Raw genomic sequence first — 17,339 nt, forward strand, 5'->3', positions numbered from 1 at the left:
TCTAGATATCATTTTGGTATAAAACACTTCATATCTAAAAAGGGCAGTTCCAGAGTGGTTTCCCCATCTTCTGGAACTGCCCTCATTTTTATTTTAATAGCCTACGCATGGTTTGTTAGTAAGGCCCATATCCAATCACCTGTGCAACGATGATAGCAATACCTCCCACTATTATCTGCAAACCAATTAGAGGCATAATCCACTTAAACCAGCGAATCCACGGAATTTTGGCCAAGGCTAGTCCAGCCATAAAATATCCAGAGGTAGGAGTTACAATATTAGTAAAGCCGTCTCCCAATTGAAAGGCTAATACTGCGGTCTGACGAGTGATGCCCACCAAATCAGCCAAAGGTGTCATGATTGGCATTGTTAGTGCCGCTTGACCACTCCCCGACGGGACAATCACATTTAAAAAGCATTGAAGGATAAACATGCCCATAGCTGTTAAAGAGGAGGGTATCTGCTGAATAGCTTGAGCTGAATAGAACAGAATCGTATCCATTACCTGCCCTTCTGTCAGAACCAGTAAGATAGCCCGGGCCATTCCAATGATTAGAGCCCCTTCTAATAAATCTGCTGCCCCACTGATAAAGCAAGTAACAAACTCGTTTCCACTCATACGGCAGATTAAACCAGATACCAACGCTAAACATAAAAATATGGTGGCAATCTCAGAAATAAACCACCCTTGCTTGATGACACCAAATGCAATTGTACCTAATGTCAGCAGGAAGCTAAGCAGAACAAGCTTGTGCTTGGTGAGAAATACTTTGTGATCTACTACCTTTTGTTTGTCTGAGGCTTGCAAATCAATAGGAGCAAAATAAGTATGAGACATCTCTTTTCCAAAGCTATTCTCCACAAAGAAGCCTTTAGATGGGTCTCTCTTCACTTTCATCGCATAGCGATATACAAAGGTAACACTAACTATGTATAGAACCACAAATAGCCCAATTCGAAAGCTCATACCAGAAAACAGAGGAAGTTCTGCTATCTTCTGAGCAACACCAATAGTAAAAGGATTAATAAGAGCAGTACTAAAACCGATTTGGGCCCCTACTAGTACAATCGCTGCACCTGTAATTACATCAAAACCTAATGCCAAAGCTAAAGGAATAAGTAAGGCTAGATACGGTAGTGTCTCCTCAGCCATTGCCATTAAGGAACCACAGACACCAAAGAATAGCATCATCAGTGGAACCAGCCATTTTTCCTGATTCCCTAGCCTACGTGCCATAGTTAGCACCAAAGCCTCCATTGCGCCGGAGTATGTAATAATTCCATATGTTCCTCCTACCATGAGGACAAAGAAAATAATGTCGGCTGTCTCAACCATTCCTTTATGAATACTAATCAGCGTATCAAATGGATGGACAGGCTTAGACGGTAGAAAGTGAAAGCTAGTGGGATTAACCACATTACGCCCATCAATCTCAACGCGAGCATATTCTCCAGCAGGTACTATATACGTAAGTACAGTTGCCAATAGTAAAATGCCTAGCAACAAGACGAAGACGTTTAATTCTCTAGGATGCTTGTTTCTCCTTTTCATCTTGAAAAATAGTGCATTCATGTAAAACAAAATCCCCCTTTCGCATCCGTCTATTATAACGTGAAAAAAAGAACCAACTTTTTTCAGTTCTATGACAGTTGAAAAAAGGGGTAACTAATCACTATTTTCCTTCTCCAAAGAGCTCTTCATGCATTGCTTCACGAGTTGTCTTTACTGCCAGCATGATTTCTTCCCTGCTAGCTTGATCTATATGAATGCCCACAATAGCTGTTACTGTGCATTTTTTTTGTTCACAAGCTAAACTTGCACATTCCAATGCCAATTGATCTTCCTTATGACCTGGTAATGTTATAAGCTCCACTTTTATTTGCTCATTCCGCCAATAAGCTGTCGCAACTGCACCAATATGTACCACTCCACCACCTATCAGATAGACGATATCCTCTCCCATCATCTGTCGTCGTATCTCTATGTTAAACGGGCGTTTCTTCATTACTTACCCCCTCCTGTTATCTCACTAGCTTCTTTCATTATAGTTTCCTTTTCAATAAAGCAACTAATTGCGGATCCACCGGTTCCAATGCTTGTCCATTCTGCCTTACTCCCGTGCCAAAATGGACTTCCCTAACGCCTGTCTCTTTTACAAAGGTAGGCACGGTATCTATTGTTAAACCAGCACCTGCTAATATGGTCAGGTGTGTAGAAGAAGTTCGTTCTACCAATGTTTTAATCTGATCAACCGCTTGTAGGGCACTTGACTTGCCACCAGATGTTAGAATGTGAGTAATCTCTTTATACTGTAGTAATTGTTCAAGCGCTTCTAGTTGGTTCTCTACTTCATCAAACGCCCGATGAAATGTAACATGCATATGACCTGTTTCTGTTAACAAAGCCTCTAATGCCCGAAAATCAATGTGATTGTCAGGCATTAAAGTCCCAAGAACCACACCTGCTGCACCTAATTCCCGGATGGTTTGTATATCTTGCTGCATCACTTTTAGATCGTCTATCGTATAAACAAAGGATTGGCTATGAGGACGCACCATCACATGTATGGGGATCTTCACTTGATTGACCACATGTTTTATTAAAGCATAGCTAGGAGTAAGTCCTCCTTCCACAATACCTGTAATCAATTCTAATCGATCTGCTCCGCCTGCTTCTGCTCGCTTCGCATCATCTACTGTAGTTGCAATTACTTCAAGTATCATGCTACCTTCACTCCCTTTTTTGTACACACATTGGTTATTCCTTTTACTTTAGCATGGTGAGTGACCACTCTGCATCAAAAACGGCAAGAGTTATTACGGCAAAAAGAGAAGGCAGGACCCTCATCGGATCATGCCCTCTTTTAATCGTGCTATTTTTTAATTACGACTCGTTACAGTTTTTTAATCTCATCTTTTAAAATCTCAGATTGTGTACCAAAAACAATTTGTACACTACCTTGACCTAAGCGCATAACACCTGCTGCACCTAGTTGCTTCAAGGCTGCATCATTTACTTTTTGGTCATCATTTACTACCAAACGAAGACGAGTAATACATGCATCAATGTTCTTGACATTTTCTTTTCCGCCGATGTTTGTCAAAACTTTTTCTGCTTTTTCCTTCATAGCATCATTGCTTTTCGCCTTATCACCATCGGCTGCTGCTACAAAATCATCTTCACGACCAGGCGTTTTCAGGTTCAGCTTTTTAATCATAATGCGGAACAAGAAGTAGTAAAGTACGAAGGTAGCAAGACCAATCGGCCAAAGCAGAAGTGGTTTTTGCGACCATTTAAAGTTAACCAAGTAGTCAATAAGACCAGCAGAGAATCCAAAGCCTAGACGTACACCTAATTCAACAATGATAAAGGCGATAGCACCTGTTAAAACAGCGTGGATACCGTATAGTAATGGAGCAGCAAACATGAATGCAAATTCTACTGGCTCTGTGATACCTGTCAAGAACGCTGCGATTGCTGTACTTAAGAAGATAGAAGCAACCGTTTTGCGGTTTTCAGGCTTAGCTGTGTGAACGATTGCGAGTGCGATCGCTGGCATAGCGAACATCATGATTGGGAAGAATCCTGTCATAAATAGTCCAGCAGATGGATCTCCTGCAAAGAAGCGGTTCAAGTCACCTTTTACGAGCTCACCAGCCGCACTTGTAAAGGTGCCAATTTCAAACCAAGCTATCGTGTTAATAACATGGTGCAAACCAAATGGAATTAGTACACGGTTAGCGATACCAAAGATACCACTACCTACAGCCCCCATACCTACAACCGTATTACCAAATGAATTAAGCGCCTCTTGTACAGGACCCCATACAAGACCACATAGCAGTCCTAAAACTACCATGGTAGAGGATGTAATGATTGGAACAAATCGTTTACCACTAAAGAATCCTAGCCAATCCGGAAGCTTGATATTGTAATACTTGTTGTAGAAGAAAGCCGCCAATCCACCAGACATAATACCGCCTAGTACGCCCATATCCAATTTCATCGCATCATCGATGAAAGCGAATGCAGGTGGAACCGCTTTCAACACATTCAGTAAAACCAACTGTGCAATTACCGCCGCTAAAGCTGCAACTGCGTCTCCTGCCAAACCAATGGCTACCCCGACAGCAAATATTAAAGGTAAGTTATCAAAAATAGCAGAACCGCCTGCTTTCAGGAATGGAGCAATGTAATGATTTAAAAATTCACCAGTTGTGCCCATATTAAAATCGTTAACATAGTCGATCGCTCCAAAACGTAGCAATAGAGCTGCAGCTGGCAATGTTGCGACTGGAAGCATCAAAGCTTTACCAATCTTTTGAAGAAAAGCCAACATATCATTTCCTCCTTTTAAAATTATATATGAGTAGTGAAACCTCATGACGTCCATAAGGTTTCACATCATATCGCTTGTTGTACAATACACAAAACGTGTTAGCCTTGAAGAACAGCTTCTCTTGATTGAGCTTGCAAAGGCAATAAATCAGCCGTTGCACGATCTACCAATACGGTCAAATTAGGATGTAGCTGTAAGATTGATACAGGTACTTGTGGATCAACCATTCCTGTGAATAAATGACGCACAGCTTCAGCTTTACTCTTGTCATTTACAAGTAACAGGACGTGGCGTGCTTTCATGATCCCACCAATCCCCATCGTAACTGCTTGCTTAGGCACTTCGGATATATCAGTAAAGAAGCGAGCATTTGCTTCGATGGTCTCAGGTGCTAGTTCTACTACATGGGTGGATAATGTAAACGCTTGATCCGGCTCATTAAAGCCAATGTGTCCATTATGGCCAATACCCAAAATTTGAATATCTATGCCATCTGCTTCTTCCAGTGCCTTCTCATATCGGGAACACTCTGCCTTTGCATCCGTAAACATACCCGATGGGATATTCGTTTGTTCTTTTTTAATATTTACATGAGAGAACAAGTTATCCCACATGAAGTAGCTATAACTTTGATCGTGGTCAGCAGTCAGTCCCACATATTCATCAAGGTTAAACGTTGTGATTTGGCTAAAATCAACGTTTCCCGCTTGGTGCATGCTAATTAATTCCTTATACATACCTCTTGGTGTGCTTCCTGTAGCCAAGCCTAGCACGGATGTAGGCTTTTTTTTCAACTGCTCTGCCATTATTTCAGCAGCTTTTTTACTTAGTTCCTGATAATTTTCTGATACGATTACTCTCATTACTCATCCCTCACTATCCACAAGATGTAATTATTTCTATCTACATGATGTCTAGTTGTTTTGATAGGATTAAGCTTTAAGCGTTACTTCAAGAACTTTTTCCTGACCGCGTGTTACAGAAGCACCTACAAATTGTTTCATGCTTTCTACAGCATCGCTATTTGTAATAATAATTGGTGTGATTGCAGGATAGCCTGCCTTCTTAATGATATCTAAATCAAATTCAATCAGAGTATCGCCAGCTTTTACATCCTGGCCAGTCGTTACTTTTGCTGAGAAGCCTTCGCCGTTTAAGTTAACAGTATCAATCCCGATATGCATCAAGATTTCAGCACCATCAGCAGTCTGCAAGCCGATTGCGTGTCCTGTGTTAAACAAATGAACCACTTTCGCATCAACAGGTGCTACCAAAACACCTTCTGTTGGATCGATAGCTAAGCCATCACCAGCAATTTTTTGAGAAAAAACAGGATCTGGTACTTCTTCTAAGTTAACTGCCTTACCAGTTAGTGGTGCTAGCAGTAGAGTTGGCTGAACTTCTTTTTTACGTGAAAATAGTTTGCTAAACATGTAGGGCCTCCTTAGGTATTCACTGACTTTATCAAATAGAAAAGGCATGAGCATAGAAAACGGATATGCCTAAACAAAGTGATATCATTTAGGATACTCCATCTTCCACTGCTCATGCCTAGTCGAACTAGTAACACGCTGTGAAAAGACAATTATTCTTTTATGTCCTTTACGAGTTGAAACAAACGGAACAAATGCATTGCCATGTATCCCACTTCATCCTCGGGCACTTTAACATCTAACTTTTGTGAGATAAGCTCTCCCAATTGCAGGGCAAGCTCATATGCCTCTGGAAGCATGGACTTTACGCGATCCAACAAGGGATTTTCTATTGTTTTGCCTTCCATCAATCGTTCTAGAACGAAACGGAAATGCGTAATCATTCGAGTATAATGTAAGCTTTCCTTTGTTACCTTCAATGTTAATCGCTCTTCCACCATCTGAATCATCTCAAGGATGAGGTTTGTATGCTTCACTGTCTGCGCTACTGGGATGTAGCTAACAGCCGAATGAATATGCAATGCCAAGAATCCGATTTCACTTTCTGGAACAGTAATCGTGAAGGTATCTTCGATTAAGGCCGCCGATCGTTCAGCAAGAATGAACTCCTGCGGATACAGCGCTTGAATCTCAAATAGGAAAGGGTTTACAATTTCCATACCGCTTGACAAGCGATGTACAGCAAACTGGATATGGTCAGGTAAAGCAACATGAATTAATTCATTGATCTCAGGCGTCATTTCATCGCAAACCCATGAAATGATCTCTTCTGCAATTTCAATCACCGACTGATCGATTTGGGTCAGAAGAGATTGGAACTGATTTAAGTGAAGCTCATTTTCCATTCGAAAGCGCTTCTCAATACGTTCATCATTCTTCGCAATCGGGTTGCCTGCTTTTTGCCCAAATCCAAGACCCTTCCCAAGCAAGACCACTTCTGTATTCACAGTTGGATCGCTTACCAAGACGACGTTATTACTTAAAATTCGACTTATGTTATAATCTTGGCTTTTGTACACGCAGACACCACCATAGATCAGAATTACGAACTTGCATTGAGAATCCCTGCGTATCCTGTAACAGTAATAAAGTCAAAAAAGAGCCAACATCAGATTTTCTCCATGAAAAAACAAGAAAGAAAAATCCTTTGTGTGGCTCATGCCTGTCTGTAACAGTAACACGCCTGTAAACGCATTATTCGCTTCAAGTTCATTTTACTATAAAGTTGATAAAAGTCAATCATAACTTATCACCTTTATAGGAACTTCTAGCTAACTATATACTTTAACGAAGCCGCATATTCTGCTTTCCTCGTTTTTTATCCCAATATGGAAGGACCAATCGATCTAACCCAAGGTAGCCGGCATTACGACCAGCAATTAAAATAAACGTGGTTAATAAAATCAAATATGGATTAATACTTACTGTACCACTAAATAAGAATGCGTAATTCATAGAAATTCCCATTAATCCCGCGAATGTGGTTAACAGCCCTAGTAATAACGCAAGTCCTACCAGGAATTCTCCCCAAGGAATTAAGAAATTGAAAAAGGAAGCACCCGGTAATGCGAAATTTTCCAGAAAAGCAGCCCACCAGCCTTGAACAGAAGGATGATCACCAGACGCTTTTTCAATCGCTCCTTTTAAGAAGCCCTCAGTTGCAAAGCCTCCACCACTTATCTTGCCCCAACCAGAGGTAATCCACGTATACCCCAAATAAAGACGAACCAATAATAAAACTACTGAAGCACTTTGAGATTGTCGTAGCCAAGCTACCATACACACCACTCCTTTTTTCTCTGTAAAAAGCTTTTGGTTTCTACTGAAAGTTCTCTCTCCCACTATGCAACCAATTAACACTTGCTAGGTTATAACTTTTCTTTCTACCTTTATCATACCCGTACTTCCTTATTTACACTGGACACTTTTGGATATGTCGGCTGTTTGTCAAAGCTCCTTGAGCAACAAATGAACATTACAAGATAGGGCTGTTATTCTTCTTAGCAAGTACCGATAAACACTACTCCCACTAGTCTTTTAGACTCAGACCTTCCGCGCCAATCAGTTCTCTTTTCCTACTGTTATGCTTTGCTACCCGTTGACTTAGTTCCGTTACTTGTAGCAAGATATTGGTTTTGATGGTTATATTCTGCACAGCGAGAAATAATTCCTTTATTTCCCGATGTGCCTCTTGTAGCATTTCATATATCAATGTAATCGTTATTCCCTGTTTCAAGGCTGGGTTCGTCGTTTCATTTTCGTTTAGATTCAATGGTTCTACAAGAGTGGTATATGCTTGGATTTCTAGTTGAATCTTTCTAACGGCTTTCTTGCAATCATGCCAGATGACAGCTGATTTCTCCATTAATTGCTTCACAGTCTCTTCCATAGCCAAAAAAACTCCATTGTTGTGTTCGTTTACCAGTTCACTATTCAACATAGTCTGCTTGGCCAATCGCTGTGTTTCTATTGTTATTTTAGAAATGTCCAGCAAGATTTTTTCTAATGCCTGAATATCGTAATCACATTTTTGACTATTTGCAGCATGCGATAGATTATTCTTTGTTTGACACTCCATTCGTGTAATAGTGTCTCCCTTCCTAACTTCTTGTATATACGTTATGTATCGAAATTTCTGCTGAACAAAAATAGGGTCAATTTACACAAAAAATAAAAACACCAGGCATATCTGAAGTTTCACCTGATGTTTTTATTTTTTTAGCAAGCTTCGGGAGCACGGGGTAGCTACTTTTTAATTAACTCCAAATCAACTGGGATAAACTCATCCACCTTTTCACCCTTGGATACTTTAATAGCCGTCTCTACAGCTTTTTTACCGATTTCAGCCGGTTTTTGGGCAACTGTTGCCGCTAGTTTTCCATCCTTTACAGCTGTGACAGCATCATCAGTAGCGTCAAAGCCTACTACCTTCACTTCTTTTAAACCAGCTGCTTCTAATGCTTGTAGGGCACCCAAAGCCATTTCATCATTGTGGGCAAACACAGCCTGGATGTTTTTGTTTCCTTGCAAAATGTTTTCCATAACGCTCATGCCTTTAGCACGATTAAAATCTGCTGGTTGGGTTGCTGTTACTTTTAGACCATCTTTATTGTCTACAGCATTGTGGAAGCCTTTACCTCGATCACGTGCTGCCGAGGAACCCGGAATACCCTCCAGTTCAACCACGTTTCCTTTCCCACCTAGAGAATCTAGTATGAACTGACCAGCCATTTCTCCACCTTTCACGTTGTCGGAAGCGATGTGTGCAGTTACTTTTCCGCCTTCCGCAGCACGGTCTACCGTAACTACTGGAATGTTCGCTGCGTTTGCTGATTCAACTGCTGTGGAAATGGCTGCGCTATCGGTTGGATTAACCAAAATGACATCCACTTTTTTCTGGATTAAATCCTCGACTCCGCTTATTTGTTTAGCGGTATCGTCCTGAGAATCTACGACAATCAGATTTACCCCTGCGTCTTTGGCCGCCTTTTCTGCCCCTTCTTTAAGCGTTACAAAGAATGGGTTATTTAAAGTAGAGATAGAGAGCCCGATGGTGACACCTTCTTTTTTCGCATCAGGGGCTGGTGCCTTGTTATCCTCTAAGCTGGATTGAGTTGAACAACCTGCTAGTACAGATAAAAGCATAGTTGATGCCAATGCTACTTTCAGATACTTCTTCATGTCGAAACCTCTCCTTTTTCTCATACATTTATTTTTTAGAACGATCTAACAAAACAGCAATCAGAATGACTGCCCCTTTGGCTACCAGTTGATAGAAGGATGATACATTCAACAGGTTTAGACCGTTGTTGAGCACACCGATAATCATGGCACCGATTAAGGTACCAACAATCCAGCCTTTACCACCAGAGAGACTAGTCCCCCCTAGAACAACTGCTGCAATGGCGTCTAGCTCATAGGATGTACCCGCCGTTGGTTGGGCAGAGTTAAGGCGTGAGGTCAAAATAATACCCGCTAAGGATGCAAACAGACCGCTGATAGAATACACCCAGATTTTTACCTTAGTGGTAGAAACCCCTGATAATCTGGTTGCCTCCTCATTGCTTCCTAAAGCGTAGACATGACGACCAAATGTCGTATGTTTTAAGATGAAATACAATGCGATAAAGGAAAGTAACATCCAGATCACCGGCATCGGAATCTGTAAAAAGAAGCTTTTTCCTACCATTCCGAAGCTATCTGGCAATCCTGTAATTGGTTTTCCCTCTGTATAAACAAGTGTCAATCCTCGAAAAACAGTCATGGTTGCCAATGTCGCGATAAAGGGAGCTACATTTCCCTTTGCAACTAAAATCCCATTGAATGCACCCATTACCAGACCTGCTAATAGTCCAACCACGATTGCTAGGAATGGATCGCCACCACTAGCCATCATCCCCGCTGACAACGCACTTGATAAAGCCAAGGTAGAGCCTACTGATAGATCAATACCGCCTGTTAAGATAACAAAGGTCATTCCAAATGCAATCAATGCATTAATTGATACCTGGCGTAGCACATTAAAAATATTACTTACCGTTAAAAAATCAGAGCTGACGATGGACAGTATAATCACTAACAGAAACAGTCCCAGTAACGGGCCCATTTGTTGCAAAAAATTACCTTTAAACGTAAGCGTCGTTTTCGCTTGTGCTTGCAATTGAATGACCTCCTCCTGTTGCCGCGTGCATTATGATTTCCTGAGTCGCTTCCTCCCGTGAGAATTCACCCGTCATTTTTCCTTCATGCATAACGATAATTCGATCGCTCATTCCTAAGACTTCTGGCAATTCTGATGAGATCATGATGATTGCTACACCTGCCTGTGCCAAGCGATTCATCAAATCATAAATCTCTTTCTTAGCTCCAATATCCACTCCACGCGTCGGTTCATCTAAAATTAAAATCTTTGGAGCGGTTGCCAGCCATTTTCCAATCACAACCTTTTGCTGATTGCCCCCACTCAACGAACCAACCCTCTGCTCACTGCTATGCGTTTTAACTAGCAATTTATTAATCGTCTCATCTGCTAATTGCTGTTCCTTCTGCTTGTGAAGGACCCCTAAGGATGAAAGGCTGGACAGATTAGGTAACGCTATATTTTCACGAACGGATAAGGAAAGGACCAAGCCTTCCTCTTTTCGGTCTTCTGTTACAAAGGCAATCCCTGCCGCAATCGCATCCTTGGGCTTGTTTATGGTTACAGACCTGCCTTCTACCTTAATACTTCCTGACTCCAGCCGTTCGAGTCCAAAAATAGCTTTAGCAACTTCCGAACGCCCTGCTCCCATTAATCCGGCAAATCCCAATATTTCGCCAGCTTGTACTGCAAAGGAGACATCAGCCAGTTTTCCTTTAACCGACAGGTGATCTACTCGCAGCTTCTCTTCGCCAAGTGAAACATCCACCTTGGGGAAGCGATCTGTAATTTCTCTACCTACCATCATTTTGACCAGCTCATCCATGCTAGTCTCAGCCGTTACTTTCGTGCCAACATACTGACCGTCACGAAGAACGGTGATGCGATCGCTGACCTGAAAGATTTCCTCCATCCGATGCGAGATATAAATCATACCTACTCCTTTATTCTTGAGGGCAAAAATCACCTCAAACAGGGCATCGATTTCACGATTGGTAAGAGCTGCGGTTGGTTCATCTAGTACAAGGATGTCCGCTTGCAATGAAAGCGCTTTAGCAATTTCGATCATTTGTTGCTGACCAACTGATAAATCCCCCACTTTGGTATCAGGATCAACTTGAATGCCCAATTGGTCTAAATATATCTTTGCTTCCTGACGTAGCTTTTTCCAATTGATAAATTTGGTTTTTCCATACGTAAATTCGCGTCCCAAGAAGATATTTTCGGCAACTGATAAATGGGAAATCAGGTTCAATTCTTGATGAATAATTCCAATCCCCAGTTCAGCGGCCAATTTCGTAGTCATCTCAGGTACCGACTGACCTTTGACCGTGATAGTACCGCTATCTTTGGTATAAATACCACCAAGGATTTTCATAAGAGTAGATTTACCTGCTCCATTCTCACCCATTAGCGCTACTAGTTCACCTGGGCGCACTGACAACTCAACCTGATCGAGTACTTTGACACCGGGAAACGACTTGCAGATGCCCTTCATTTCTAACAATAAATCTGTCATACGTTCACACCGCCTTTAAAAAGTAACTCCAGCTTCTAAAATCACATTGGCATATGGCGTGCACTCTCCGGTACGTATGATCGCTTTCGCTTCATTCGTCCGTTTTTTAAATTCTTCATGACTGATTATGCTCTCTTCTACATGAGGAAGCTCCTGTTTCATTTTTTCATAAAGAGCAGGGCTAACCTCGATCATCTCGTTCGCATAGTGGATACGCTCCACCTGCATTTCTGCTAATATCACTTGCAACACATCCAGAAAGCTTGGTAGCCCTGCCTTGAGAGCCACATCGATTCGCTGTACCCCATCTGGGATCGGCAGACCCGCATCGCAAATTACAATGCGGTCTGTATGTCCCAGCTTACTGATGATAGTCGAAATTTCACTATTCATGATCCCGATTTTCTTCATGTTTCTCACCCTTTAGCTGTGCAAGAATTTCCTTAGCTGTCGCTGTCGCTGCCTTAATCTATAGCGACTAGCATGTAAACTAGCACTTGGATTGAAAAGCTAGCACTTCCTTCATTGTCGGCATTCCCTGTTGTGCCCCTAACTTAGTTACGGCAAGCGCTGAGACAACACTCGCAAACTCAACAGCTTCTGGAATGCTTTGTCCAGAGGCTAGCGCATAAGCGAGCCCTGCGTTATAAGAATCTCCAGCTCCTGTGGTATCGACGACCTGAACTTTATGACTAGCGATCGTCCCAAATGTCTCACCATTTATTAGGTAGGCAGAACCTGTAGATCCAAGTGTGGTAACGACGTGCTTCACTCCTTTTGCATGGAGTGCTTTCATGGCAACAGGCAGTGTAGTTGCTTGGTCTGTCGCTTGGTCTGTCGCTTGGTCTTGTTCCATCCCCGTCAAGAGATACAATTCTGATTCATTGGGTGTCATCACATCGATGTAACCAAATAATTCATCTGGAAGCTTCTGCGCTGGAGCTGGATTTAAGATGACCATTTTGCCAGCTTCTTTAGCGAGCTTTGCCGTATAAACAACCGTCTCGATGGGAATTTCCAATTGCAGTAGCACGATGTCTGCCGCCTTCACCGTATCAGCGTGCAGATCAACATCTGCCATAGAGGTATGAGCATTGGCACCCGCTACTACAATAATTTGGTTATCTCCTTCTGCTAACAAAATAGATGCGATGCCAGTAGGAGCATTTTCAACACGTTTTATCGTATTGACCTGAATTCCTTCCAGCTTCATCGCTTTCTCCAAGGAATCTCCAAATGCATCTCTCCCCAAGGAACCGATCATGGCAGTGTGGGCTCCTAGACGCGCAGCAGCAACCGCTTGATTCGCTCCCTTACCCCCAGGGATAAAATGTACATGATCTCCGCTGATTGTCTCCCCCATTTTTGGCTGACGAGGGGCTTCTACTACAACATCCATGTTAAGACTGCCAATGACAGCTATTCGTAGTGCTTTCATCCCAATGGCTCCTTTCTGGTTGAACTGCGCTCAATAAAGATGGGTTCTAGTTCAAACACACTCGGTACTAGTTTTGTACTCTCTATTTGCTGGGCTAGTGTAAGTGCCGCTAGCTCCCCCATCTCGTAGATCGGTTGAGCTACCGTTGTTAATTCTGGAATCGTCATCGAGGCTAGGGCAATGCCATCAAAGCCGCATACGGCTACATCTTCTGGCACTCTTCTGCCTAGTTGATTTAATCCTTTTAGCACCCCAATGGCCATTAAATCATTTCCGACAAAAACACCATCAATATCGGGATGCCTTCTCAGTAATTCTTTAACCGCTTCTTGGCCTCCATTTAATTGAAAATATCCCGGTTCCATTAAGCTTGGCGAATACCAGGAAAATCCTTGGACGCTTTCTTCATAGGCAAGCATTCTCTCTCTGGCAGTAATTAATTCCTGCGGGCCATAGATATGTCCAATCTTGCGACAGCCCTGCTCCACTAAATGAGCTACAGCTTCCTTTGCCCCCACATAGTTGTTACATCTAATGACAGAGCAATGTTGATTCTCTGGAGCACGATCCATGACCACCAAGGGAATCTGATCCTGTTGCATCTTTTGGATGTCTTCACTACTTAAAGTTTGAGAAGCGATAATGATGCCATCAATATATTTTTTCTTAAGAACTTCAATATATGTTTTTTCCTTTTGCCCCTGATCATCAGAGTTACATAAGATAACCGTATATCCTAATTCTCTAGCTTTGTCCTCCACACCACGCGCCATTTCTGAAAAAAATGGGTTCGTGATATCCGGCAAGATAAAAGCAATCGTACTTGTTCGCTTACCCGCCAAGCCTCGCGCCACCGAGTTAGGTTCATACTGAAGCTGTTGAATTGCTTTTTCAACCTTGCGACCTGTCTCTACATTCACATAACCCGTTTTGTTAAGCACACGAGAAACAGTTGCCACAGATACACCTGCCAGCTTTGCTACATCGCGAATCGTTGCCATCATGCGTCACTCCACATTCGTTAACCATCTAATGTGTAACCGGTTTCACATAAATTACATAAGACCATACAAATTTTAGAAATACATGCATAAAGTCTCGTAGTATTCAGTTTATTCAAATCTGTAACCGGTTTCATAATCTTACAACACAAATATACTCGCTCACAGATAGGGTGTCAAGCGAAAGTGATTACTGGTAGAAACCGCCTTTGTAACTACCATCCTGTCCCCTAAAATCATAAGTTGTAAAAATAACGTGGCATAAAACAAACAAAAAAGGAGCATATCCGCTCCTTTCAATACTCATGAATATACTTTATTCTGACTATTCATTAATCCATGATAGTGCTACTGTCCCTTGCCCAGCATGTGCGCCAATCGTTGAACTAATAGGTCCAATAATAACCTCTAAATCGTCATACTTCTCTTTGATTCGCTTTTTGAGAGCTTGAGCTTTTTCCACTACGTTCCCATGTAGAATCTGTACGTTCTTAATCTTTTGTTTCTGCATTGCTTGATCGAGTTGTGCTAGCATGCACACAATTGCTTTGTTTTCGGTTCGGATTTTTTCATAAACTTCAAAAATACCATCTCTGATACGCAGAATAGGTTTGATCTGGAGTAGATTGCCCATGAAGAACTGTACTCCATTCATTCGTCCCCCACGATAAAACTGATCAAGACTTCCAAGGAGGATGTAGCTTTCCGCTTTCTCAGCGATAAGACGCAACGAACTAGCGATCTTCTCTGGTGAAGCTTCCGTTTTCGCCATTTCCATTCCTTGTAAAATCATATGTGTAATCGGATAGGACATCGTTTTTGAATCTACGACTTCTACGGGGAACTCCGCCATCGCTGCAGCGCTATGGCTAGCATTGAGTGTTCCACTTAACTTACTCGATACATGTACAGCAATCGCACAATCATATTTTTGTTTTAGGGTCTCATATAGCTCCACAAACTTGCCCAGCGAAGGTTGAGAGGTCTTCGGAACTTCTCGAGTATTCTCGATTTTTTCGTACATTTGCTCAGGCGTCATATCGAGGCCATCGCGGTAGGTACCGTCGGAGAAAATAATTTCGAGTGGCACAACATAAATATCGTGCTTCTCCCGAAGGTCAGCCGGTATATAAGCCGTACTGTCTGTTACCCAGGCAATTTGTTTTTTCACTGAAACGCTCCTTTATGTTCAAGAGATATAAGTAAAATTATATATCCTTCTCTATCTGTTTCCTATGGCCTATTTCTTAGAGGAGTGAACACTTTCTCTCAACATGTTCACAATTTGAGCTGAGCTTTTATTTGTTTTTTAGTGATGTAGAGTACTTCTATAAAATAAAATATATATTTTGGCAATTTTGTAACCTTTGCTGATATTTGTCGACTATTAGATAGAAAATCAGCAACCCTTTTAAAAGTAATATTGGGTGAAGATTTCAAAAAGTATAAAGCTAGTAAGACCTCGAAAGATAATAGCTGGGACGCCGTTACCTACACGCGCTATGAAAATGAAATGCACGTGTTTGATGACTTTTATGTAGTGGGTGTAAATACGAAGGGTGTTATCTATGTAAATGCTGGGGATGTAGAACCACACAAAAAAGACGTCAATCCCTTTTTGAGAATTGACGTCTTTCACTCAACCTTTATGCGCTACAGTTTTACTCATAAGCCACTTTTCCATCTTGTACCACAATCTGACCATTTTTCACAACGGTTTTGACATGATTGATGCCAAAATGATAAGGCAGGTAGTCAAGATTATCCGCATCATAAATGACCAAATCCGCTTGTTTACCCACTTCAAGGCTTCCAACCTGCTCTGCACGGCCAATCGCATGAGCTGCATTGATCGTCATAGCCGTCAATACCTCCTCTGGCGTTAGCCCCAGATTTAGGCAGCCTAGCGTCATCACAAGCTGTAACGATTCTGTAGGTGAACTGCCTGGATTATAATCAGTGGAGAGGGCAACAGGAACACCTATCTCGATCATTTTTCTAGCGCGAGCATGCTTGCTCAGTCGAAGATTAAAGGAGGTCGCTGGCAAGCAAACTGCTACAACACCTGCTTTCTTCATCGCAAGTAATCCCTCATCGCTTGCCGCTAACAAATGCTCGGCAGAAATGCAGCCTAGCTCAGCGGCTAGCTCTGCTCCCCCCAACGGTTCAATTTCATCTGCATGAAGCTTCAATTTAAAGCCAAGCTTACGGGCTGCCTGCATAATAGCCCTCGATTGCTCTACACTAAACACCCCATGCTCACAAAATACGTCACAGAATTCTGCCAATCCAGAACGTTTTACCTCAGGTAGCATCTCGTTTATAACTAAAGCAACATATTCATCTGTTCGTCCCTTAAATTCGGTGGGGATTGCATGTGCTCCCATAAAAGTAGAGACTAAGTCGACCGGGTGCGCTTGCTGTAACGCACTTGTTACTCGAAGCTGTTTAAGTTCTTCTTCCACGCTAAGGCCATAGCCGCTTTTAGCTTCTACGGTAGTTGCACCGAATTGTAGCATTTGATTTAAGCTCTTTTTTGCCTTCAGAAAAAGCTCCTGCTCCGTAGCCGCACGCGTGGCACGCACCGTACTTAAAATACCCCCACCCTGTTCCAAGATTTCCAGATAGCTGGCCCCGTTTAATTTAAGAGACAATTCATGCTCACGAGAACCTCCATGCACCAAATGCGTATGCGGCTCGACTAATCCAGGTGTAACTAGCTTTCCTTTTGCATCCCACTCTGTAGAAATGTCAGCCCCTTGGATTTGTTTCCGCACGTCCTCTTCCCGTCCAACTGCCACAATTCGTCCATCTACCACGGCTACTGCCCCTGCTTGAACCAAGCCAATTTCTTTCATCTCAGCTCCAGATCGTGCCTGAGCTGAGCCAGCCATAGTGACGAGCGCTTTGATATTATGAACAAGCAAGTCGATTTTCGACATCAAGCTTTCCCCCTATTGACCATACTC

The 17,339-nt window shown here is 42.3% G+C and carries 17 protein-coding genes; all 17 read right to left on the minus strand.

Features of this window, described 5'->3' with window-relative positions; genetic code table 11:
• Positions 1 to 115 precede the first annotated feature (115 nt).
• The 17 genes from ACQV1I_RS21330 to hutI all read right to left on the minus strand — a co-directional run bounded on the left by ACQV1I_RS21330 (position 116) and on the right by hutI (position 17,312).
• Positions 116 to 1,573, minus strand: coding sequence for a YfcC family protein (locus tag ACQV1I_RS21330; protein ID WP_116334962.1), 1,458 nt, complete (start codon positions 1,571 to 1,573; stop codon positions 116 to 118).
• 100 nt (positions 1,574 to 1,673) lie between these two features.
• Complete coding sequence (locus ACQV1I_RS21335) at positions 1,674 to 2,006, minus strand: hypothetical protein (protein ID WP_116334961.1); 333 nt, start codon at positions 2,004 to 2,006, stop codon at positions 1,674 to 1,676.
• 37 nt (positions 2,007 to 2,043) lie between these two features.
• Entirely contained in the window at positions 2,044 to 2,724 is a 681-nt protein-coding gene (locus tag ACQV1I_RS21340; RefSeq protein WP_094700994.1) for a copper homeostasis protein CutC, read from the minus strand.
• Between the two features lie 170 nt (positions 2,725 to 2,894).
• Entirely contained in the window at positions 2,895 to 4,340 is a 1,446-nt protein-coding gene (locus ACQV1I_RS21345; RefSeq protein WP_094700993.1) for a PTS transporter subunit EIIC, read from the minus strand.
• Positions 4,341 to 4,438: 98 nt separating this feature from the next.
• The gene (gene nagB / locus ACQV1I_RS21350) at positions 4,439 to 5,203 is read right to left on the minus strand and encodes a glucosamine-6-phosphate deaminase (RefSeq protein WP_094700992.1); all 765 of its coding nucleotides are present in this window, start codon (positions 5,201 to 5,203) and stop codon (positions 4,439 to 4,441) included.
• 69 nt (positions 5,204 to 5,272) lie between these two features.
• Positions 5,273 to 5,773, minus strand: a complete 501-nt coding sequence (locus ACQV1I_RS21355) for a PTS sugar transporter subunit IIA (protein WP_018673761.1) — start codon at positions 5,771 to 5,773, stop codon at positions 5,273 to 5,275.
• 152 nt (positions 5,774 to 5,925) lie between these two features.
• Positions 5,926 to 6,792, minus strand: coding sequence for a glucose PTS transporter transcription antiterminator GlcT (glcT, locus tag ACQV1I_RS21360; protein WP_094700991.1), 867 nt, complete (start codon positions 6,790 to 6,792; stop codon positions 5,926 to 5,928).
• 265 nt (positions 6,793 to 7,057) lie between these two features.
• Entirely contained in the window at positions 7,058 to 7,552 is a 495-nt protein-coding gene (locus ACQV1I_RS21365) for a DoxX family membrane protein (protein WP_094700990.1), read from the minus strand.
• Positions 7,553 to 7,802: 250 nt separating this feature from the next.
• Positions 7,803 to 8,351 (minus strand): hypothetical protein, encoded by a 549-nt coding sequence (locus tag ACQV1I_RS21370; protein WP_116334960.1) that lies wholly within the window; start codon positions 8,349 to 8,351, stop codon positions 7,803 to 7,805.
• Positions 8,352 to 8,518: 167 nt separating this feature from the next.
• Positions 8,519 to 9,454, minus strand: coding sequence for a ribose ABC transporter substrate-binding protein RbsB (gene rbsB, locus ACQV1I_RS21375; RefSeq protein WP_094700988.1), 936 nt, complete (start codon positions 9,452 to 9,454; stop codon positions 8,519 to 8,521).
• A 28-nt stretch (positions 9,455 to 9,482) separates the two neighbouring features.
• Positions 9,483 to 10,379 (minus strand): ABC transporter permease subunit, encoded by an 897-nt coding sequence (locus ACQV1I_RS21380; protein ID WP_236645895.1) that lies wholly within the window; start codon positions 10,377 to 10,379, stop codon positions 9,483 to 9,485.
• Positions 10,380 to 10,398: 19 nt separating this feature from the next.
• Positions 10,399 to 11,931, minus strand: a complete 1,533-nt coding sequence (locus tag ACQV1I_RS21385) for a sugar ABC transporter ATP-binding protein (protein WP_116334958.1) — start codon at positions 11,929 to 11,931, stop codon at positions 10,399 to 10,401.
• A 15-nt stretch (positions 11,932 to 11,946) separates the two neighbouring features.
• On the minus strand, positions 11,947 to 12,342 hold the full coding sequence (gene rbsD / locus ACQV1I_RS21390; protein WP_018673754.1) for a D-ribose pyranase: 396 nt from the start codon (positions 12,340 to 12,342) through the stop codon (positions 11,947 to 11,949).
• A gap of 79 nt (positions 12,343 to 12,421) precedes the next feature.
• On the minus strand, positions 12,422 to 13,369 hold the full coding sequence (rbsK, locus tag ACQV1I_RS21395; RefSeq protein WP_116334957.1) for a ribokinase: 948 nt from the start codon (positions 13,367 to 13,369) through the stop codon (positions 12,422 to 12,424).
• Entirely contained in the window at positions 13,366 to 14,370 is a 1,005-nt protein-coding gene (locus ACQV1I_RS21400) for a LacI family DNA-binding transcriptional regulator (RefSeq protein ID WP_094700985.1), read from the minus strand. Before ACQV1I_RS21400 ends, rbsK begins: the two co-directional genes overlap by 4 nt.
• 325 nt (positions 14,371 to 14,695) lie before the next feature.
• The gene (locus ACQV1I_RS21405) at positions 14,696 to 15,541 is read right to left on the minus strand and encodes a DegV family protein (RefSeq protein ID WP_094700984.1); all 846 of its coding nucleotides are present in this window, start codon (positions 15,539 to 15,541) and stop codon (positions 14,696 to 14,698) included.
• Positions 15,542 to 16,031: 490 nt separating this feature from the next.
• On the minus strand, positions 16,032 to 17,312 hold the full coding sequence (hutI, locus tag ACQV1I_RS21410) for an imidazolonepropionase (protein ID WP_116334956.1): 1,281 nt from the start codon (positions 17,310 to 17,312) through the stop codon (positions 16,032 to 16,034).
• Between the last annotated feature and the right edge of the window lie 27 nt (positions 17,313 to 17,339).

The sequence above is a fragment of the Brevibacillus sp. JB24b genome, assembly GCF_051713385.1.
GTDB classification, from domain to species: Bacteria; Bacillota; Bacilli; order Brevibacillales; family Brevibacillaceae; genus Brevibacillus_B; species Brevibacillus_B laterosporus.

Coding starts and splice junctions, on each gene's coding strand:
- ACQV1I_RS21345 (WP_094700993.1), bottom strand. CDS start 4,340: ATGTTGGCTTTTCTTCAAAAGATTGGTAAAGCTTTGATGCTTCCAGTC.
- ACQV1I_RS21380 (WP_236645895.1), bottom strand. CDS start 10,379: ATGGGCCCGTTACTGGGACTGTTTCTGTTAGTGATTATACTGTCCATC.
- ACQV1I_RS21330 (WP_116334962.1), bottom strand. CDS start 1,573: ATGAATGCACTATTTTTCAAGATGAAAAGGAGAAACAAGCATCCTAGA.
- ACQV1I_RS21370 (WP_116334960.1), bottom strand. CDS start 8,351: ATGGAGTGTCAAACAAAGAATAATCTATCGCATGCTGCAAATAGTCAA.
- hutI (WP_116334956.1), bottom strand. CDS start 17,312: ATGTCGAAAATCGACTTGCTTGTTCATAATATCAAAGCGCTCGTCACT.
- ACQV1I_RS21385 (WP_116334958.1), bottom strand. CDS start 11,931: ATGACAGATTTATTGTTAGAAATGAAGGGCATCTGCAAGTCGTTTCCC.
- rbsD (WP_018673754.1), bottom strand. CDS start 12,342: ATGAAGAAAATCGGGATCATGAATAGTGAAATTTCGACTATCATCAGT.
- nagB (WP_094700992.1), bottom strand. CDS start 5,203: ATGAGAGTAATCGTATCAGAAAATTATCAGGAACTAAGTAAAAAAGCT.
- ACQV1I_RS21335 (WP_116334961.1), bottom strand. CDS start 2,006: ATGAAGAAACGCCCGTTTAACATAGAGATACGACGACAGATGATGGGA.
- ACQV1I_RS21365 (WP_094700990.1), bottom strand. CDS start 7,552: ATGGTAGCTTGGCTACGACAATCTCAAAGTGCTTCAGTAGTTTTATTA.
- ACQV1I_RS21340 (WP_094700994.1), bottom strand. CDS start 2,724: ATGATACTTGAAGTAATTGCAACTACAGTAGATGATGCGAAGCGAGCA.
- rbsB (WP_094700988.1), bottom strand. CDS start 9,454: ATGAAGAAGTATCTGAAAGTAGCATTGGCATCAACTATGCTTTTATCT.
- ACQV1I_RS21355 (WP_018673761.1), bottom strand. CDS start 5,773: ATGTTTAGCAAACTATTTTCACGTAAAAAAGAAGTTCAGCCAACTCTA.
- rbsK (WP_116334957.1), bottom strand. CDS start 13,369: ATGAAAGCACTACGAATAGCTGTCATTGGCAGTCTTAACATGGATGTT.
- ACQV1I_RS21400 (WP_094700985.1), bottom strand. CDS start 14,370: ATGGCAACGATTCGCGATGTAGCAAAGCTGGCAGGTGTATCTGTGGCA.